This is a genomic window from Pseudomonas sp. DP-17, from assembly GCF_022380625.1.
Lineage (GTDB): Bacteria > Pseudomonadota > Gammaproteobacteria > Pseudomonadales > Pseudomonadaceae > Pseudomonas > Pseudomonas nitroreducens_A.
In genome coordinates this window covers 137,171-156,729 of sequence record NZ_JAKSXG010000017.1, presented here as the reverse complement: position 1 = coordinate 156,729, position 19,559 = coordinate 137,171, and the positions used below count along the sequence as shown (strand labels likewise).

Genomic DNA, 19,559 nt, shown 5'->3' with positions numbered 1-19,559 from the left:
GGAGCTTTCCAAAGGGCTCGCAGATGCCCTGATTTAGCCAATCAAGAATGTGCCGCCTGATCCATGTAGCTTGGAAAACGGCGCGTCCATTTGAGTGTTCGTTCGAGACCGAGGAGATTATGGACCAGGCGCGCGTTCCGTTCAGGGCAACCTCTCATGCCAGTGTTTGCTGCGACCTCGCGCTGTTGGCCACGCAAGGCTGGTTCTAGAATCGGAGATGCAGTGCCAGCAGTTGCATGGTGCTGCCTCCGCGCAGCATAGCATCACCCAGCGCTAGGCTCTGCGGCGGTGAGTACAGCGCCAAAGTTCGTGCTGCCCCTCAGGGAAACTCATCGGAGTCGAAATCATCTAGACCAAATGAGTGCTATTGAAGCGAGAGGCCCAAGAGTTTTCCTTGCGGAAATCAGTGATTTCCTTGCTGTTGCTGATATGCCGTAGTGCCGTATCCACCAGATCTCTGACAGTCACTGCGTCATCGTCTTCCTTGAGAATGAATACACCTGCCTGGCGCGCATGGTTCCGCATCTCTCCGAAATGGGATGACAGAACAGGGAGGCCCAGCGCCCTGTACTCATAGTATTTGATCGGGTCCACGGAGTCGGTGAGTTTGGTCTGCTTGAAAGGAATCAGTCCTATATCAAACCCCAGCATTGCGGTAATGGCTTCAGCGTGAGTGCATTGGGGATAGATCTCCACATTTGACGGCAGAGCTCCTTGTGGCGGGCTGAACATGGGGCCGATAAGCTTGATTTTTACCCGGTCGCAGTTTGCAAGTTTATTGATCATTGCCCAGTCGAACCATGGGCCAATGGTTCCAACGTAGCCGAGGATATTCTGGTGTGGCCGACCTGGTAGATCATCAACTGATGGAAGTTTCTCGACTGCGCAGGCATTCATGCACAATTTTGCACTCCCCACACCGGAAAAACGCTCCACCAAGGCCGTCGAGGATGCAAGAAGGTGCTGTACGTTATGGGCTACCACCGACTCCCTATTCTGCATTGCCCACTTCGAAATGCCAGAATAGAAAGCCGGAAAGTCATCCATCGCATCATAGGCAGTGCTGGAAAAAGTACCGTGCCTCAGTAACTGCATCGCCAGTTCCGATGGTTTTCCTGCTACCAGTAATGTTTCCCCGATCCTGCTGAACTCATCGATCTCGCGGAGCAGGTCTCGCCAGAGAAAAGCGTTGACCAGCCTTGAGCCGGGGATGGGCTCTATCGGTAGGGCGCGAACCGGCAATACTTTAAGCCAGTTCTCTGTTCGGGGGGGCAGCGGGGTATGTGACTTGTTGGATAGTTTTCTGAGGTCCGACAGGTTCGGGAGGCGGGTTGGATAGGGGTCTATCCAGAGCACTTCGCCATGGGTAGCTGCATGAAACCATTCCACGAATTTATGGGGGCGTTGCGCAAAGCTGTTCCATGGCACCGGAGACAAATAAACCAGGCGATTCAAGATAAATGCTCCTGCAGAATAGCAATTATTCTGGAAGCCGCATTTCCATCTCCATAGGGGGAGGTGCCTTTCGCCATTTTCCGATATGCTTGGCTGTCGTTGAGTAGCAGTTCAGTTTCCTTGATTATATTTTCAGTGTTGTTCCCAACCAGGCGAACACAGCCAGCTTCTACTGCCTCCGGGCGCTCGGTAGAACTCCGGAGCACGAGGACCGGTTTTCCTAGTGCAGGCGCTTCCTCCTGAACACCACCCGAATCACTGAGTATCAAGTGGCACCTGTTCATCGTGTGGATAAACTCTCTATACCCCAGTGGCTCGATAAGGCTTATGTTCTGAATGCCAGAAAGCAGTTCGTGGGCCGTGGCTTTGACGTTCGGATTCGGATGTACAGGGAAAATGACATCGACATTGAGGTTGCGTATTGCGAGCGTACGAATGGCGGTGCAGATGTTTCGGAAGGCTTCGCCGAAGTTCTCTCTTCGATGCGCCGTCACCAGAATGACCTTTCGCTCATATTCTTCGGGGCGCAGGGAGTCTTGCGCTGCAATATATTGCAGTGCATCAATGACTGTGTTGCCAGTAATGTGTATTTGGGACTCGGGAGTTCCCTCCACAAGCAGGTTTTGCGCGGAGAGGGGGGTCGGTGTGAAATGCCACTTCGCGAGCTTCCCCACTACGACTCGATTGAACTCTTCTGGGAATGGGGTGTGCATATCCCCTGTGCGCAAGCCAGCCTCTACGTGGCCAAAGGCAATACCTGCGTAAAAGCAGGTCATTGCGGCGGCCAACACAGTTGTTGTATCACCCTGGGCCAGTACGACATCCGGCATTTCAGCCTTCAGTACCTTTTCCAGGTCAATCAGCAGCCTGCCGGTCAATGCGCTCAGTGACTGATTTGGCTGCATCACATTCAGGTCGAAGTCGGGAATGATCGAGAACTCTCGAAGTATCTGGTCAAGCATGCCTCGATGCTGCGCCGTGACCAGAACTTTGACTTCTGCCCATGGCTGCTCGTGCAGTGCCAATATGACCGGCGCCATTTTTATGGCCTCCGGTCGGGTGCCTACGATGCAGATAATTTTCTTCGAGAGGTTTTTCATGCGGAAAGGTGGAGCCTTCAGTGCTCTGTGAGGATTTCTCGAAGCCTGTCACCGGAGTGACAGGCCGATTTCACTTGGCTGTCACGGGGTATAGTCGAGGAAATACTCCGGATGCGACTGCCACTTACCTTTGAAGTAACTCGAATTGCGCAGGAAAAGCTTTTTATAACGGTCGCTACCGCTGTCTGCGCCAGTCGTCTGGTGTGGCTGATGGCGGATGCCTGAAAGGTCCCTGAACGACACTTCCATATCGAGCGCCCGGATCTGGAAGCACAGATCAGTATCCTCAAAGCAGGTGGGATCGTAGAAGGTATCGAACCCATCGATGGCATCAAAGGTTGCCCGGCGCATGAAGAAGCCACTCGTACCCAGGAAACCGATATCGGAGCGATAGCCGTCACGGATCGCTTGCGCATTCATTGCACGGTTGGGGCAGTAGTCGGCGATCATTCCTCCGAGATCTGTGCGAGTTGCATCGAACCATCCGGCATTCCAGCCGATAACGCCCACGTTTGCGTTCTCTTCAAGGATGGCCAGTGCTTCGGCGAAGCCGGATGAACCGGTAAACCACTGATCGCTGTCGAAGAATGCAATGTACTTTCCGGTGGCATGCTCTACGCCCAGGTTTCGGCCGGAAGAACATCCGTTTTCGGGGTTCCGTACCAGTTTTACGCTGGGGAAGTCCCGTTCGACGATGGCCGCTCCATCGTCGCTGCTGGCGTTGTCGACAACGATAACCTCGCTGATATAAGCGGAACAGTGTTGCAACAGCGTCTGCAGGCAACGACCGATGATCTTCGCGTTATTGTGGATCAGGATTACTACGCTGACGTCATGACGCGGTCTTTCTGGAATCAATTGCTCCAGACGGCTGAGCCAGGAGTTCCCGGCGACGAGCAGGTCATTATTCTTCTGTTTCGATGCTTCAAACCTACCGATATTCAGCGCTGCCGGGGTGGGGTAGTGCAGTACGGAATCGATCAGCTCGACTTCTTTCGAGCATATGACGGGCTTGCCGAGGAAAAGTCCGGACAGGATGCTCGCCATTGCGTGCCCCGTAGATCCGATCGCCTCTTTTACAGGGACCAGGAGGAAGTCGGCATGAGCTACGAAACTGTTGGCCTGCTCCAGGCAATGGATCGGGAGGAATCCAACGTTTTGCGGCATATCTGGTACTGCTTCTGCCCCCAGAACATAGAATGCCATGTGATCATTCTGCTCCGCACAGCGCTTCAGATAGTTCCAGTCGACCCAGTGATCGGTGCCGTCGGTGACGAGAAGAAGCCCTTTCTCGCGATTTTCCATCTGCCACTCAGAGGGCTTCTGGTACTGCTTGTAGATGTCGAAATAGGTATGGCTTGCAGCCTGGGGTAAGCTCAGTATCTTCTTCGAAAGAGTGCTATCGAAGTAACTGGCAGTCTCCGGGAGAGTAATGCATATCCGGTCCACAAGTTCTGCAAGTTGCGGGTCCATGGAATCCGCAAGGCCATTGGAAGCCAATTCATAGTGGGATGTGTCGAGTACGGTAGTCAGCCCCCGGTCCTTGGCATATTTTGCGAAGGGAATGACCTCGGCGTTACCGTTCAGGTAGATAATGATCGAATGTTCGGAAAGCTTCTTGAAAAGATCATTTCTGGTCAGCCCGGAAAGAGCAAGGTTCAGCATCCCAGCGACATGGCGGGGGGCGGGCTCGGCAGTTGGGGAAATATAGATGACGCGATGTCCAGCAGAGAGAGCGGCTCTCGCCAGTTGTGCAGCGCGGTGCTGTTCTCCAAAAGTGGAGAATCCATGATTGGCAAAGATGACGATTTCTTCTTGGCGAAGCCGTGCTGATGCACTGAAATAGACATCATCGACATTGACTGAATACGCTGGAATCGATACGAGCGGTTCTTCATTGAGTGCCGCCTGCATTTGGCGGCGTCTCTTCAGGGCAGAGAGTAGTGCACTAGGGCCGCCATTCTGCAGGAGATAAATTGCACGTTGGATTTTTGGGGTTAGCACTCTCAATGCTCCTGCCATCTTGCTTCCTAGGGATTTGCTCTTTTGCTGAATGAACTGTTCTAGCATGGCAACATGTATTTCTTTCTCCAGGATATAGGCAGTCTTGGCCTCATTATCTGCCCTGATGCTGCTGATGGTCTCCTGGTGTTGCTGTATCTCGAGGGTGTTCCCCTCGATACGCTCCTGAAGATGTTTGGCCTCTAGGACCCGCTCCTGGATGGCGTCCTGGAGGTGCTGGATCTCAAGAGACCTCTCATCGATGGAGTCATGGAGCTGTTGGGCTTCCAGTTGTAACTCTTCAAACTGTAGGGACAGTTCCTTGGAGATGTTCTCCAGACTCTCTGCCTGTGTTGTCTGCTGATGAAGCAACGACTCCTTGTAACGCAGTAGCGCATGGGCCCGGTCACTGGCACGCTGGATTTCTCTGTTCTGCCAGATAAGTTCCTGCATCCAGGCGCTCAGCCAATCGAAGCCTTTGTTGCTTTCCCAGCGCCTCGCTCGATCTTCGACACTCAGGCTGTTCAGCAGGCGGGAAAGTTCATTCCGGTGCGCGAGTGCTGCCTGCTGGAGTGAATCGTGGGTATTTTGGGCAATAATCCACGCAGGTGCCTGGTCGTTTGGTTGCGTTGCAGTACTGATCAGTTCCTTGTAGCTATCAAGTGGAGCGCTGAGGTCGATCCGCAGGTGTCCCGGCACGCCCGCCATTTCATGCGCCTTGACCATCTTGTCGTCGTATTCGAGGAATACGCAGGGTTTTCCCAGGGCAATGGCGAGAATGCTGCCGTGCAGCCGCATCGATACGAGGGAGTCACACCGGGCCAGTTCGGCCGTCATTGCGTCTACTTCAATGCAGTCAACGATTCTGTCTTCAATGCGATCGGTGAGTGCGTCAGAAAGCTGTTCCAGGTACGGACGATCCGAAGCTGCGCGTTGTTCATCCAGTGAGTGTTGGAAGGCAAGCCAGACACACTGCCAGTTCTCGGGCAATTGCGCATTGATCGCAGCGACCAGCTTGTCGCTCCACCCTTCTGCCTTGGGCCACTCCCGGATTATCAGGCCTAGGGTTTTCTTCGAACCATGAGGGGCGTCGCTCGCATCAGGGGCAAGCTTTTGTATCACCTGGTTTGCCGCGTGCCAGCCTGGATCAGGGGCCGTGACGATGGGGCGAGTGACGCCGATGCTTCTCAGCAGCTCAGTGCTTTGCTCATCGCGAACAGTGACTACATCAGCTTTAGAGAATACGTCACTTGCGATGGCCCGGGCCTGCTGGCTTCGGAGTGGCCCAACGCCGTGCGCCAGGATCATGGTCTTGAGCCCAAACTGTTGGGCCATGTAGAACGGGCGCGCGTACTGGGCGATGTCCGACATCAAGGGGTCATAGAGCGCGCACGTATTGAATGGGTGGTGATCCTGGAAGATTCCACCTCCCCCCATGACGAACAGATCGCTCTCGGCCAGTGCCTGCCCGATCCCACCTAAGTTGTGAAAGTCCACTGCTGGTACGCCGTAGACTTGCTCCGTATGCGCGGGGTTGAGACTGATGATGGTGGGCTCGCCGCCGAGCTCCTTGATCCAGTCAACAATGGCGCCGAGCAGTAACTCATCTCCAATATTGCTGGCACCATACCAACCACAAAGAACAATTTTGGAATTACCATTCATCTGAGTCACCCTTGCGCCCGAGCTTGCGAAATGGTCACAACTGGACAAGGTGCCAGCCAGCCGGATCCACCGTGCTCTTGCGGCAATATGTCAATATGTCCTGCATAGGCGAGCCTTGCATGCCGCTTGTACTCTCCACTCTCGACATCACCGGCGCCAATTGCCAGAACATAACGATTACCTGAAAAGCTCGCTTTGCAACGCCACACTAACTGATGAACGCCAATTTCGAGATGCTCGGAGCTAAAGCCCAGCTGCTGAGTAGTTGCGCTCCATAGGACGATATCGTCAGTGCTCTTTATTTGCATTCCGAAGCACGGGGAGTGAATGGACGATGTATTCCGGATGTCTACACGAACAAGAAACTCTTCGTTATATGAGAAAACGCTGCGCTGATTTCCAGCAGTGTCTGTGATCGCTACATTGAGGATGCTCAGTCGCGCGATGGTTTCTGGTTGCTCTTGTTGGATGTTGATTTCCGAGGTTTCAGATACAGACTCTACAGGGGGGGCGGAAACGGCAATACCACCTTCTTCCTCAACCAGGTCATTGGCGTAATGTTTTACAACCTCGCGACATGGGCCGTCCTCGATAAGAGTCCCGCGCTTGAGGTAAATGGCGCGGTCGCAATACTCGATCAAGGTGTTGGTGGAGTGCGTGACGAGCAATATCGTCGTACCGCCTTTCTGCAGTTCGCGAATCCGGGTCAGACATTTTGTCTGGAAGGCGGTATCACCGACAGCCAATGCTTCGTCGACGACGAGAAGCTCAGGGGATGTATGGATAGCGGTTGAGAAGGCGAGCCTTACGAACATTCCCGAAGAGTAGGTCTTGACAGGTTGGTCGATGAACTCGCCAATATCTGCGAAAGCTTCGATTTCGGAGAATCGCTTTCTCATCTCATCCTGAGATATTCCTGCAATGCTTCCCGCCAGGAATACATTATCCCGGCCCGTGAATTCTGGGTTGAATCCGGCGCCGAGCTCCAGCAGGGCGGCAATTCGTCCATTGGTGACGGCCATGCCGCTGGTTGCATTCAGTGTTCCGCAAATAATCTGAAGAAGCGTGGACTTCCCGGAGCCGTTACGCCCGATAATACCGACAGTTTCTCCTCGACGGATTTGGAAGGATACGTCCTTGAGCGCCCAGAAATCGTGGGCGTAGCTGCGTGGCTTTGCTCCAAAAAGACGCTGAAATCGAGGGACTACGAACTGCAGGAAACGGTGTGCAGGACTATCGTATATATGGAAACACTTGGAGAGGTTCTGAACGTCGATCAGTGTCTTAGAGGACATCGCTGAACCCCCGACGAGTCTTGTTGAAGAACCACAACCCCAGCAAGGCGCTGAGCAGGCCGATGGCGCTGATGTTCAAAAGGGCATCGGGGGATGGCGCGGAGCCATAGACGAGAATCTGCCGTGCTTGCTCGATAACCAGAGTCAGGGGGTTTGCGAGCATGTAGGGTCTGAATTTTTCTGGGATTGAGTCGATAGAGTAGAATACTGGCGACAGGAACATCATGATTGCGGTAATCATTCCTACCAGTTGGTTTATGTCCCGGAAATATACGCCGAGAGCGGAAACCAGCCACGAAAGTCCCGCGAGGAATAGAATGAATGGAATCAGGACGAGTGGAAGGTAAACGATCGCCCAACTCAGCTCCTTGGTCAGGGCCAATTGTAGACCGCTCAGTACAATGAGCCCTGTGAAAAAGTGGAAAAGAGCTGCGCCAATGACTGTCCACGGCAGGATGTCCAGCGGAAATATGACTTTCTTGACGTAATTGCTGTTTCCGACGATCAATGTTGCAGACTTGCCCAGGCATTCGGCGAACAGGCCATGACACAACATTCCGACGAATAAGAGGATAGTGTAATTATGGCTGTCCGTGGCGACTGTGCCCCAGCGTGCTTTGAATACAGTGCCGAAGACAAAGCTGTAGACCATCAACATGGCAAGCGGGTTGATGAATGACCAAATTATTCCGAGAAAAGAACCACTGTAACGTAGGCTGATCTCTCGTCTAGAAAGTTGCCATATCAGTTCATGATTCTTTCGGAAACTCTTGATTCCGAAAAACAATGTCCTAATCATAATGCCTGTGCCTTGAGGATTTTATGCATCATGCCGAGGCTGTAAGCTTCTTGTACAAGATATCCTTGACATTGATGCATTGTTGCAGGTTGTACTTACTATCCAGAAGTTCCCTGCATGAAATTGACAGGCGATTCCGGAGTTCCGGGTCCATGGCCAGCTCGATGAGGCTTTGGGCAAACGCTTCCGGAGTGTCGCGAATGATGATGTCCTTGCCGTCGGATGCCCCAAGTCCTTCGCAGCCCTTGCTGGTGCTGATAACTGGTATGCCGTTGCTCATGGCTTCGAGAATCTTCACTCGCACGCCACCGCCTGAAAGCAGAGGCACGAACAGCAGATGAGTCTTTGCCAGTACATCGCTTAGAGATTCGACAAAGCCGTGGACCAGCACGTGCCTGCCATCATTCGCTGCCTTGAGCTCATCTGGTGGAGCCGCGCCCAGGAAATGAATCTGGATATTCTGTTCGACGAGCTTGTCGCGCACGAGCGGCAGGATTTCCCGGACAAACCATAGGGCACCCTCCGCATTGGGGTACCACCAGAAACCACCCATCCAGAGTAGGTTGATAGGGCTTTCCGGCTTCTTGCGGTAGTCGATATCTTTTACCGGGAGGCAGAGTGGGATGTAGTGCTTTTCGACTGGTGCTGTAACTCGGCTCATGTCATTCATCGAAATGAAAGTCATTGCCTCAAAGCTCCATTTATTATCGCACTCAACCTGGTGGGCATTCTTTCTGCTGATCTTCGCCGCGAGCTCAATAGCAGACTTCTTCCATCCGGCAAGGTGTTGAGGTATCCAGAACGGGAAGATATCCGACTCGATATTGTGACTTACCAGGAGAGCGGGAGTCTTGGGAAGGAATTTCTTGAAGAACGCCAAGTGACTGGAGTGGATCTCCATGGCGTCGATCCTTCTTTCCTTGACGATGCGCCGCGCATTCCGCACGGCTGCTCTGCTGTAGTAACTGGCATCCATGAAAGGCAGACCATGGAGAATGTGCTCCAAAGTATGCAGAATTCGCCCGAACGTCTTTTTCTCTGACGGCATCTGGGCGCGGGGCTCTACGTGCACGCTGGAGAAATAGCGATCATATTCCTCTTTGTGCTTCCGAATGTGAGCTACTTCCGCCTCTCCACCAATCGTATACAGGTGCAAGTTATACTTGTCTGCCAGCGGAAGGAGAGTATTGGTGATATAAATCGGTGCTCCAGAGTTTGCTGGCAGCGGCGGCGACAAAGTAACGATGAGAAGGTTTTTCTTGGCGGTGTTATTCATGTGACTCATCAAATATATCGGTGTCAAAATAGGGCGAGAACTTTGTCTTGTATGTCAGATTGCGATTGCGCTCGCCAATGACTTTGGCTGGTACTCCGCCGACCACTGTGTAATCCGGGACCGATCGGGTCACCACTGCTCCAGCAGCTACTACCGCACCCTCTCCCACAGTGACCCCAGGCAGCAACGTGGCTCGTGCTCCGATCCAGGCATGGTCCTTGATGATCACCGGCGCGCCAATGGCCGAAAAATCGGGGGCGTTATGGTCGTGATGAAGGCTGAGGAGGCATACCTGAAAAGAAACGTTGACGTTATTTCCGATTTCTACGCCGGTCCGGCCATCGATATAAATCTCGCGATTGATGACACAGTTATCGCCAATGCTGACCTGGCATCTGCTGTGGTATCCGGTGAAAAATAAACGCATGCTCAGATGCGTATCGCGACCTATGCTGATCCCTAGGATGCGGCGGTAATATGCGTTCCGCAGTCGCTCGTTGGGAATGCGTGCTATCCAGTTATTGGCAATGTAGTACTTGGCAGCTGCAAGTGCATAGTAGCTGGAGCTTTGAAGCAGGAACTGCTTGATTTTTATCTTGAGTCGTTCTGACATCTCGTTTCCCTTGTGCTGTGGTCGATATTTCAGGCACGGCCGTAAATATCTTCGAAACGAACGATGTCATCTTCACCCAAGTACTCCCCGCTTTGGACTTCGATCATGACCAGGTCAATCAGTCCAGGGTTTTCCAGTCGATGCCTATGACCAGCAGGAATAAAAGTGGATTCATTGGTATTTACCAGGAACTCCATGTCGCCATTCACTACCTTCGCCATCCCACTAACAACGATCCAGTGTTCGCTGCGGTGGTGGTGCATCTGCAGACTCAAGCTGGCCTGCGGCTTCACGACGATACGTTTGATCTTGAAGTGAGAGCCCTGCTCCAGAACGGTATAGGTACCCCACGGGCGGGCAACGGTGCTGTGCACCTTGTGGGCATCGTGGCCGCTGCTTTTCAGTCGGTTATATATTTCCTTGACGGACTGAGCGTGGTTGCGCTCAGCGATAAGCAGCGCGTCATTGGTGTCAATGATGATCAGGTCCTGAACGCCAACCGCTCCAATGAGTCGATTGGAGCTGCGGATATAACAGTCTTTGGCGTCGTGAAGAAGCGCCTCGCCTTCGATGCGATTGCCATTATCGTCGGAGGAAACCAGCTCGCCCATCGCGTTCCATGAGCCGATGTCGCGCCAGCCAATGGAGCAGGGAATAACAGAAACCTGATCGGACTTTTCGATGATAGCGTAGTCGATGGAGTCCTCAGGCATCCCTTGGAAACTTTCCTGGCCGAGTTCGATCTGTCGATAGTCGTTGCTTTCGGTGCGGTTGGCACTGTCCAGGCAGAGATTGGCGAATCGCAGAATTTCCGGGGAATATTTCTGGAGCTCTTGCAGCATTGTCTTTGCGGCGAAGCAGAACATGCCTGAGTTCCAGTAATAGTTCCCGGCCGCCAGATATTCCTCCGCTCTGGCCTTATTGGGCTTCTCAACAAAACGATCAACTTTATTGCCTGTTGCCTGGATGTAGCCGTATCCGGTTTCCGGGCTTTCAGGTGTAATACCGAACGTTACGATTTGCCCCTTTGCTGCAAGCTCCACAGCCTTGCCGACAGCAGAGACAAATGCTTCTTCTTCGAGGATCAGATGGTCAGCGGGCAGCACCAACAGTTGAGCGTCGTCGCCATAAGTATCCAGGACGAATTGAGCGGCTAATGCAATGGCGCCCGCAGTATTGCGACCGAAAGGCTCGAGAATGAACGAGGTTTTCAACGCCCTCCGATTCTGCTCAGCATACTCATCCTTCGTCTTGAACAGTAGTTCTCTGTTGGTGACCGTCAGAATTTCTGCCACGTCAGGAAGAGCACTGGCGCGTGTGAAGGCCTTTTGCAGCAGACTGAGGCCGTCGGCTAGCTTGATAAATGGCTTCGGATGTTGCTCGCGGGATACGGGCCACAACCGAGAGCCTGCTCCGCCGCACAAAATGGTGGGAATCAGCTGCATATTATTTAGATCTCACGTTGTGGTTTGGATACAAGTTCGCAGAAGAGCGAATCGGTCCAAGGAAGAAGAGTAAATGGCATGACGTGCGCGCGTCGCGCCTCGTAATTTTTTGTGGCGAAAGGTGCCTGCGGTGGCGTGTGACGTTCATACGCGATTGATCAACATGGCCGCAGTCAGTGCGATATCTTCGATTTTGGACTGACGGTGCACTCCGGCACGTCGGAGGCCGACTATTCGAGATATAAAGCTTGTACCTCTCGCATTGCGAAACGCTATAAGGCTGGAAAGACTGGATGGAGTCAGTTCGCTTTGGAGCGACATTAGCGCTTCGATGTTCGCGCTGTTCCAGGCTTTGAAGGTGCCGTTGAACATCTTGTTCATTCGCGCGAATCGATCTCTAAGACGAGTGTTGGAGCCCATCAGGTTTCGACCGTGCTGGCGATAATCCACTTGCGGCGTGCCTTCGTAATAAACGGTGCCGCCGCAGCCGGTGACCAATAGGTATGCCCACCAGTCGTGGGATACGATGATTGTGTTTGGAGGGGTCTTGGCTAAAAGCTCTTTTGCCGCTCTGTTCATCACCATGGTGTTGCCGCCTGCGATGCTCTGAACCAGCGCGTTTCTGAAAGATGGAGGGCGACGGAACAGCGGGGAGAATCCAATTGGGATGCCGCTCTCGTCTACTAAGCGAGTGCGAGAGCAGAAGAGTGCAGGGGTCGCTGGCGAGGAAGACGCCAGCCACTGCAATGCATACTCCAGCTTGTGTGTATTCCACACGTCGTCCTGATCGCAATAGGCGTAATAGTCCGCTACCAGCTCAGGCCGTTTCAGAAGGGAGAGGAAGTTGGCAGAAAATCCCTTGCGCGGGCCAGGGAATATGGCTAGGCGATCCTGTCCCAGCTTGAGCTGGTATTCGGAGAGGATCGTTAGGGTGGCGTCGCAGGATCCGTCGTCAGAGGCGAAGATCACCCAGTCCCGGTGGGTCTGGCTGATCAGGGAGTCGAGTTGCTCTCGCAGGAAGGAGGCGCCATTGTACGTGGACAACAGGATGGCCACCCGGGCATTGCGGCCGCTATCGGTGGTTAATCCTTGTTGTGTCTGAACCGCGCTCTTGGCGATCACTGCTGTGCCCCTGGCGGTTCCATCCGCATGTTGAAAAATCGATTGCTGACACGTGTCGCTGGGTTCGCCGGATTGAGCTCAACCTTAGGCAGGGCCGTGCCCCGATGAAAAGCGATCATTATATTCATGCAGCCTTCGCAGTAAACCTTTTCTCCGTGCACGCCACCATGCGGCACTTGGCGACAGGTGTGTATAAAAGGCCTATGGATCGGCTGCAAGCGCCAAAGTTCAAGCCATTCGTCTGATAGCGCGGCACGAGTAGCCACAAAAGCAAAGGCCCACCATGAAGGTGGGCCTTTGCTTTAACAGTTATGGTGCCGGCACCAGGAGTCGAACCCGGGACCTACTGATTACAAGTCAGTTGCTCTACCAGCTGAGCTATACCGGCAACGAGGGGCGCCATTATAGCCACGGAGCTCGGGGTGTAAACCACTGATTTGTCAGAATGATCTGCAGATGGAGTCAGTGTCCGCCGGCGGCGGCTGCGCCGGGCTTGGCGCCGAAGGGGGGCTTGGCCAGGCAGATGACGACCAGCATGACGAGGAACAGCCAGCCCAGCAGGGTGAAGTAGTCGATGGTGCTGATCATGTACGCCTGGCTTTCCACCATGCGCTCCAGCAAGGCAGCGCTGTGCTGGCCAGGGCCGCCAAGCTGTTCGACGGCGGTGCGGGTGGCCGGGTCGTACTGGCTGATGTTCTCGGTCAGGTAGGCGTGGTGCATGGTCGCACGGCGGTTCCAGATCCAGGTGGTCAGCGATGCGGCGAAGCTGCCGGCAAGGGTGCGCAGGAAGGTGGCCAGGCCCGAGCCGTCGGCGATCTGGTCCGGCGGCAGGTCCGAAAGCAGGATGCTCAGGATCGGCATGAAGAAGAACGCCACCCCCAGCCCCATGAACAGTTGCACCAGGGCGATGTGCATATAGTCGACCTCGGTGGTGAAGTCGGCGCGCATGAAGCAGGTCGCCGCCATCGCCAGGAAGGCCAGGCCGGCCAGCAGGCGCAGGTCGAAGTTGTTCGCGTAGCGGCCGACCAGCGGCGAGAGGAACACCGGCAGGATGCCGATGGGTGCGGCTGCCAGTCCCGCCCAGGTGGCGGTATAGCCCATCTGGGTCTGCAGCCACTGCGGTAGCAGCAGGTTCATGCCGAAGAAGCCGGCGTAGCCGCCGACCAGTGCCAGGGTTCCCACGGTGAAGTTACGGTGCACGAACAGTCGCAGGTTGACGATCGGGTGCTTGTCGGTCAGCTCCCAGATCACGAAGACCGCCAGGGCGATGACCGCGATCACGCTGCCGCCGATGATGAAACCGGACTCGAACCAGTCCAGGTCGTTGCCCTTGTCGAGCACGATCTGCAAGGCGCCGACGCCGATCACCAGCATCGCCAGGCCCATGTAGTCCATGGGCGCGTGCTTGATCACCACTGGGCGGGCGCGCAACTGCTGATAGACGACAATGGCGGCGAACAGGCCGATGGGGACGTTGATGAAGAAGATCCACGGCCAGCTGTAGCTGTCGGTGATCCAGCCGCCGAGGATCGGCCCGGCGATGGGCGCGACCACCGTCACCATCGCCAGCAGTGCCAGTGCCATCCCCCTTTTCGCCGGAGGATAAATGGAGATCAGCAGCGTCTGGGTGATCGGGTAGAGGGGCCCGGCGACGAAGCCCTGGATGGCGCGGAAGCCCACCAGCATGCCCATCTGCTGGGCGACGCCGCAGAGGAACGAGGCGATCACGAAGAGCAGGGTGGCGGCGATGAACAGGCGCACCTCGCCGACCTTGCGACTCAGCCAGCCGGTCAGTGGCAGGGCGATGGCGTTGCTCACCGCGAAGGAGGTGATGACCCAGGTGCCCTGCTCGGAGCTCACCCCGAGGTTACCGGAGATGGTCGGCAGGGCGACGTTGGCGATGGTGGTGTCCAGCACCTGCATGAAGGTCGCCAGCGACAGGCCGATGGTGGCCATGACCAGGCTGGGTGGGCTGAAACTGCTGCTGTTGGGCTGGCTCATGGCGGCGGGCTGATCAGCGCTGGGCGGTGCGATGGTTGGCGTCGGCCAGGTTGGCTTGGATCAGCTTCTCGATCAGTTGGTCAGCCGAGGCCAGTTGCTCCTGATACACGTCAGTGGAGAACACCGCCTCGCGCGGGGGCTGCTGGGCGAGAGCGGGGCCGCTCTGGTCGTGCAGGCTGACGTTGACGTCCATCGACAGGCCGATGCGCAGCGGATTCTTCGCCAGCTCCTCGGCATTGACGCGGATGCGCACCGGCACGCGCTGGACGATCTTGATCCAGTTGCCGGTCGCGTTCTGCGCCGGTAGCAGGGAGAAGGCGCTGCCGGTGCCGACACCGAGGCTGTCGACGGTGCCGGAGTACTTCACTTCGCTGCCATAGAGGTCGGAGCGGATCTCCACCGGCTGGCCGATGCGCATGTGCTTGAGCTGGGTTTCCTTGAAGTTGGCGTCGATCCACACCTGGTCCAGCGGGATCACCGCCATCAGCGCAGCACCTGGTTGAACGCGCTGGCCGACCTGCACAGTGCGCTTGGCGACGTAGCCGGTGACGGGCGCGATGATCACCGCGCGGGCGTCGTCCAGGTAGGCCTGGCGCAGCTTGGCGGCAGCGGCTTTGACGTCCGGGTGCGAGGCGATCACGGTGTCGTCGACCAGTGCGCGGTTGGTGTCCAGCTGTTGCTCGGAGTTGGTCAGCGAGCTGCGCGCGGTGTCCAGGGCATCGCGGGCGTGGGCCAGTTCTTCCTGGGAGATGGCGCCGTCGTTGGCGAGGTTCTGGCGGCGCTTGAAGTCGGCCTCGGCCTTGGCCAGGTCGACTTTCTTCGTGGCGACATCGGCCTTGTAGCCATCGACATTGCTGAACAGCCCACGCACCTGGCGCACGGTGCGCGCGAGGTTGGCTTCGGCCTGCTGCAGGGCGATGTCGGCATCGCTGGGGTCGAACTTCACCAGCACCTGGCCCTTGTGCACCAGGTCGCCGTCATCGGCGCCGATGCTGACCACGGTGCCGGTGATCTGCGGGGTGATCTGCACGACGTTGCCGTTCACGTAAGCATCGTCGGTGTCCTCGTGCCAACGGCCATAGAGGACTTCCCAGGCGACGCTGGCGAGGCCGGCGAAAATGACGACGGCGAGCAGGATCAGCAGCCAGCGCTTGCGCTTGGGGCTGCTGGCGGGGGTTTCTTGAGTGGCGGTGCTCATGTCGGGTGCCTCGTTCAGTGCGCGGCGGCCGCGTTCGCCTGGGCGAGCGGGGCGGGAGTGGAAGTGGTGTCGGGCTGGTAGCCGCCGCCCAGGGCCTGGACCAGTTGCACCGAAAGGTCGATGCGCTGTGCGTCCAGGCTGGCCAGCTGGCGTTCGGCAAGGAGCAGTTGCTGCTGCACGCTGAGGGCGTCGAGATAGTTGCCGACACCTTCGCCATAACGGCGCATCGCCAGGTCGAAGTTGGATCTGGCGATGTCGCGGGCTTCGCGCTGGTCGTCGATCTGCTGCTCGAGCGAGCGCAGCTTGCCAAGGTCGTCGGTGACCTCGCCGAGGGCGTTGACCAAGGTCTTGTTGTACTGGGCCACGGCCAGGTCGTAGTCAGCGTCCTTCCCGGCGAGGTTGGCGCGCAGGCGGCCGCCGTCGAAGATCGGCAGGGAGATCGCCGGGGCGACCTGGAAGAAGCGGCTCGGCGCCTTCAGCACGTCGCTGGTGTGCAGGGCGGCCAGGCCGACCATCGCCCCCAGGTTCACATTGGGATAGAACTCGGTCTTCGCCGAATCGGTGCTTTTCGACGCCGCCTCGACCCGCCAGCGGGCGGCGACGATGTCCGGGCGGCGTCCCAGCAGCTCTGCCGGCAGGTTCGACGGCAGGCTCAGTGTGCCGGGCTTGAGCACCTGCGGGCGCTGCAGCTCCTGGCCGCGATCAGGACCCTGGCCGAGCAGGACGGCGAGGGCGATGCGATCGCTGGCGATCTCCTGGTCAGCAGCGGCCAACTGCTGCTTGGCGCTGGCAACCTGGGACTGCGTCTGTTGCAGTTGGACCTTGCTGTCCAGACCGGCGTCCATGCGCTTCTGGCTGAGCTGGAAGAGGTGCTGCGAGCGATCCAGTTCGTCTTTGGCCAGGTCGTGAGCGACGAAGGCGTGGGCCAGGTTGCTGTAGGCACGGGCGACATTGGTGGAGAGTGTGATCGAAGCGGCCTGGCGGTCGACTTCGGCGGCGTTGGCCTGGCCGAGTGCGGCTTCCCAGGCGTCACGTTGGCCGCCCCAGAGGTCGAGGTCGTAGCTGAAGCTCGCCGACAGGTATTTCACTGCCGAATAGCGACCGCCCATGGGCGCAGGAATGACGCTTTCCGGTGCGCGGATGCCGGCATAGCTGGCGGTGCCTTTCACGTTGGGCAGGCGCGCGGCGTCCTGCGCCTGCGCGGCAGCGATGGCCTGGCGGGCGCGGGCGCTGGCGATGTCCAGGTCCGGCGTGCCGCGCAGGGCTTCGCCGATCAGGCTGTCCAGTTGCGGGTCGCCCAGGCTGGTCCACCAGTGTTTGCTGGGCCAGGCGTCGGGTGACAGCGGGGTGCCGTCCAGGCTGACGCCGGCTTTCAGGCTGGCGGGGTCGGCGGTCTTACCGCTGGTGGTGAGCCCGGAGTAGCTGACGCAGCCCGACAACCCCAACAGAGCGGTGAGCACGGTGGCCGGCAGCAGGGCGATGCGGAAGTGGGGCATGTTCATTTCTCCTGCACCGTGCAATGGGCGGCGGCGCCGTGGGCGCGCAGGATCTTGTCGAGCAGGCCGGTGAGGGTCTGCAGTTCGTCGCGGGAGAGACCGCCGACCAGCTCGTTCATGGCCGCGGCGGCGATGCGCGGGGCCTCGTCGTTCACTGCCTGGCCTGCGCTGCTCAAGCTCAGGCGCACGCTGCGGCGGTCGTTCTGACAGGGCTCACGGAGGAGCAGGTCCTTGCGCGCGAGGCGATCGAGCATGCGGGTCATGGAACCGCTGTCGATGGACAGCTCGCGGCACAGCTCGGCCGGGGTGTTGGCGCGGTCGTTACCGATGAAGAACAGCACCTTGAACTGTGCGGCGGTGATGTCCAGGTGCGCCAGATGCTTGTCCAGCAGGCGGTCCTTGAGGATGGCGGTAGCGCCCAGCAACTGGCCGATGGAGCCTTTGAACGGAAAATCCGCGACGTCGTAGTGATTCATGTCAAAACAGATAGCTGCTTAGGCAGTGAAATGTTTCGAAATGATACTGCCCAGGCAGCGATTGACAAGGTTCGATTGTCGCGATTGCGCAACAATCCGTTCGACGAAGCACTATTGGGTCGGGAAAGGCAACAGGAATGGCTGATTTCCTACGACCTTGCCAACCCTTTATGCACAATCGCGGAAGCTTTAGTGCGCAAATCGCATATGAGATGTGATAGCAATCACTGAACGGTGTAACTATATGTTTTTAAAAGATTAAATATAGATGTACAGAAAATGACCAGATCGCAGCGAGGCGCTCTGGGCGGTCAGTGAAGAGCGGTTTTTCCGGGGTTACGAACAGAGTTATCCACAGGTGCTGTGGGTGAAGCTCTGGAACGCCCGTCTCAGGTGCGCTCGGCGAGTAGCAACAGGTTGCGTGGGGTCAGCCGGGTGGCGCAGAAAGCGCCCAAGGTGGCGCGATAGCCTTGTTCTTCGAGGAATAACGCGCGATCCAGTAGCAGCCAGAGCTCCATCGGCCGACGGAACAGCCCGCGCACCAATTCGAGGTTGCGGACTTGAGCCAGTCGTTGCCAGCCCCTCGCCTCCAGTTCCTGCCAGTCGGTGTCGGCAGGCAGGTCGAGCGCTCTGAGCGCGGCAAGGTCCCGGCAATAGTCCGCGAAGGGTTTGTCCAGCCAGGCTGGCGGCACAGAGGGCGTGGGCAGGTAATCGTTGCTGCGGCGGACTTCCCGTTGCAGCAGGTCGAAGGCCAGTCGCCGCGCCATCGATGTGTCGCGCTGGCGGCGTACGCGGGCGCCGGCGGTGACCGTTTCGGCCAGCGGCAGGCGCAGATCGTCACGAGAAAGCAGCAGGGCGGAGCTTTGCGCAGTGTGCGAGAGCGGTTGGTAGTACTCGCTTTCGATGCGGTTGTAGCAGCAGGGCGCCACAGCGAGCTGGCGGCAGCTGCGGCTGCTGGCCAGCTTCATCAGACGGACGTGCAGGTCGCCACAGGCGTGCAAGGCGACGGCGGTGTGGCCCGCTTGCAGATGTTCGCCGGCTTCGGTCGCCAGCACATCCTGCTGGCGATGCCGAGCCCGAAGCTGAAGCCGGTCGCTCAGGCGCTGGCCGTCTTCCACCAGGGCTTTGTCGAGTTCCAGGCTCAGCAGCGGTTTGCCATCGCGCGCCAGCAGACGGCCCAGATGGCCTTTGCCGGCGCACCAGTCGAGCCATTGTTGCGGCGCTTCGGCGAAGTTCAGGCGGCTGGCGAAGGCTTCGATCTGCTGCCATTTGCGGCCGGGTACGTCGACGGTCAACTGGTTTGGCAGCTTGCCCAGCGGCGCGCCCGGGAGTTCGCCAATGACGCACAATTGCGCGGCGGCGGCAGCCAGCGCAGGAAAGGGCGCGGGAGCGACGAGCTGCTCAGGCGTGTTGTGCGCCATGTCGGCCTCATCGAGACTGCGATTGCGCAGCCAGGCGGCCAGTTCGGGGTGATCGCGCTCCCAGGGCAGCTCAAGCAACGTGAAGGGCTTCGGCCGCCACAGCGCCTGATGTTCCAGCAGGAAGCCGTCCAGTGCCTGGAAGCGCTGGAGCAGGTCGGAGCCGGTCAGGGGAAAGGCGTTCGGGAGCACGGTGCGC

The 19,559-nt window shown here is 57.3% G+C and carries 14 protein-coding genes and 1 tRNA gene; all 15 read right to left on the bottom strand.

All coding sequences use genetic code 11. From position 1 onward, the window contains the following. Positions 1–348 precede the first annotated feature (348 nt). The 15 genes from MJ122_RS26870 to MJ122_RS26800 all read right to left on the bottom strand — a co-directional run bounded on the left by MJ122_RS26870 (position 349) and on the right by MJ122_RS26800 (position 19,552). Positions 349–1,455 (bottom strand): glycosyl transferase, encoded by a 1,107-nt coding sequence (locus MJ122_RS26870; RefSeq protein WP_239746797.1) that lies wholly within the window; start codon positions 1,453–1,455, stop codon positions 349–351. Beyond that, the gene (gene wecB / locus MJ122_RS26865; RefSeq protein ID WP_239746795.1) at positions 1,452–2,555 is read right to left on the bottom strand and encodes a UDP-N-acetylglucosamine 2-epimerase (non-hydrolyzing); all 1,104 of its coding nucleotides are present in this window, start codon (positions 2,553–2,555) and stop codon (positions 1,452–1,454) included. The genes MJ122_RS26870 and wecB overlap by 4 nt, the downstream gene beginning before the upstream one ends. A gap of 81 nt (positions 2,556–2,636) precedes the next feature. Then, positions 2,637–6,221, bottom strand: coding sequence for a polysaccharide pyruvyl transferase family protein (locus MJ122_RS26860; protein ID WP_239746793.1), 3,585 nt, complete (start codon positions 6,219–6,221; stop codon positions 2,637–2,639). A gap of 5 nt (positions 6,222–6,226) precedes the next feature. Continuing rightward, entirely contained in the window at positions 6,227–7,516 is a 1,290-nt protein-coding gene (locus MJ122_RS26855) for an ABC transporter ATP-binding protein (RefSeq protein WP_239746792.1), read from the bottom strand. Next, on the bottom strand, positions 7,506–8,315 hold the full coding sequence (locus MJ122_RS26850; protein WP_239746791.1) for an ABC transporter permease: 810 nt from the start codon (positions 8,313–8,315) through the stop codon (positions 7,506–7,508). Before MJ122_RS26850 ends, MJ122_RS26855 begins: the two co-directional genes overlap by 11 nt. 28 nt (positions 8,316–8,343) lie before the next feature. Continuing rightward, a complete protein-coding gene (locus MJ122_RS26845) occupies positions 8,344–9,591 on the bottom strand; it encodes a glycosyltransferase (protein ID WP_239746788.1) in 1,248 nt (415 codons plus the stop codon). Next, positions 9,584–10,204 carry an acyltransferase gene (locus MJ122_RS26840; protein ID WP_239746786.1) on the bottom strand — a complete coding sequence of 207 codons (621 nt, stop codon included), beginning with the start codon at positions 10,202–10,204 and terminating at the stop codon, positions 9,584–9,586. The genes MJ122_RS26845 and MJ122_RS26840 overlap by 8 nt, the downstream gene beginning before the upstream one ends. A 29-nt stretch (positions 10,205–10,233) precedes the next feature. Beyond that, the gene (locus tag MJ122_RS26835; protein ID WP_239746784.1) at positions 10,234–11,649 is read right to left on the bottom strand and encodes a mannose-1-phosphate guanylyltransferase/mannose-6-phosphate isomerase; all 1,416 of its coding nucleotides are present in this window, start codon (positions 11,647–11,649) and stop codon (positions 10,234–10,236) included. A 144-nt stretch (positions 11,650–11,793) separates the two neighbouring features. Further along, positions 11,794–12,771, bottom strand: coding sequence for a glycosyltransferase family 2 protein (locus tag MJ122_RS26830; RefSeq protein WP_239746782.1), 978 nt, complete (start codon positions 12,769–12,771; stop codon positions 11,794–11,796). Between the two features lie 312 nt (positions 12,772–13,083). Next, positions 13,084–13,159: transfer RNA gene (locus tag MJ122_RS26825), tRNA-Thr, on the bottom strand. Between the two features lie 74 nt (positions 13,160–13,233). Beyond that, on the bottom strand, positions 13,234–14,772 hold the full coding sequence (locus MJ122_RS26820; RefSeq protein ID WP_239746781.1) for a DHA2 family efflux MFS transporter permease subunit: 1,539 nt from the start codon (positions 14,770–14,772) through the stop codon (positions 13,234–13,236). A gap of 13 nt (positions 14,773–14,785) precedes the next feature. Continuing rightward, a complete protein-coding gene (locus MJ122_RS26815) occupies positions 14,786–15,970 on the bottom strand; it encodes an efflux RND transporter periplasmic adaptor subunit (protein ID WP_239746780.1) in 1,185 nt (394 codons plus the stop codon). 14 nt (positions 15,971–15,984) lie between these two features. After that, entirely contained in the window at positions 15,985–17,472 is a 1,488-nt protein-coding gene (locus tag MJ122_RS26810) for an efflux transporter outer membrane subunit (protein ID WP_239746778.1), read from the bottom strand. After that, positions 17,469–17,942, bottom strand: a complete 474-nt coding sequence (locus MJ122_RS26805; protein ID WP_239746776.1) for a MarR family transcriptional regulator — start codon at positions 17,940–17,942, stop codon at positions 17,469–17,471. Before MJ122_RS26805 ends, MJ122_RS26810 begins: the two co-directional genes overlap by 4 nt. Before the next feature lie 389 nt (positions 17,943–18,331). After that, a complete protein-coding gene (locus MJ122_RS26800; protein WP_088420202.1) occupies positions 18,332–19,552 on the bottom strand; it encodes a methyltransferase in 1,221 nt (406 codons plus the stop codon). Between the last annotated feature and the right edge of the window lie 7 nt (positions 19,553–19,559).

Coding starts and splice junctions, on each gene's coding strand:
- MJ122_RS26840 (WP_239746786.1), bottom strand. CDS start 10,204: ATGTCAGAACGACTCAAGATAAAAATCAAGCAGTTCCTGCTTCAAAGC.
- MJ122_RS26845 (WP_239746788.1), bottom strand. CDS start 9,591: ATGAATAACACCGCCAAGAAAAACCTTCTCATCGTTACTTTGTCGCCG.
- MJ122_RS26860 (WP_239746793.1), bottom strand. CDS start 6,221: ATGAATGGTAATTCCAAAATTGTTCTTTGTGGTTGGTATGGTGCCAGC.
- wecB (WP_239746795.1), bottom strand. CDS start 2,555: ATGAAAAACCTCTCGAAGAAAATTATCTGCATCGTAGGCACCCGACCG.
- MJ122_RS26815 (WP_239746780.1), bottom strand. CDS start 15,970: ATGAGCACCGCCACTCAAGAAACCCCCGCCAGCAGCCCCAAGCGCAAG.
- MJ122_RS26805 (WP_239746776.1), bottom strand. CDS start 17,942: ATGAATCACTACGACGTCGCGGATTTTCCGTTCAAAGGCTCCATCGGC.
- MJ122_RS26855 (WP_239746792.1), bottom strand. CDS start 7,516: ATGTCCTCTAAGACACTGATCGACGTTCAGAACCTCTCCAAGTGTTTC.
- MJ122_RS26835 (WP_239746784.1), bottom strand. CDS start 11,649: ATGCAGCTGATTCCCACCATTTTGTGCGGCGGAGCAGGCTCTCGGTTG.
- MJ122_RS26810 (WP_239746778.1), bottom strand. CDS start 17,472: ATGAACATGCCCCACTTCCGCATCGCCCTGCTGCCGGCCACCGTGCTC.
- MJ122_RS26820 (WP_239746781.1), bottom strand. CDS start 14,772: ATGAGCCAGCCCAACAGCAGCAGTTTCAGCCCACCCAGCCTGGTCATG.
- MJ122_RS26850 (WP_239746791.1), bottom strand. CDS start 8,315: ATGATTAGGACATTGTTTTTCGGAATCAAGAGTTTCCGAAAGAATCAT.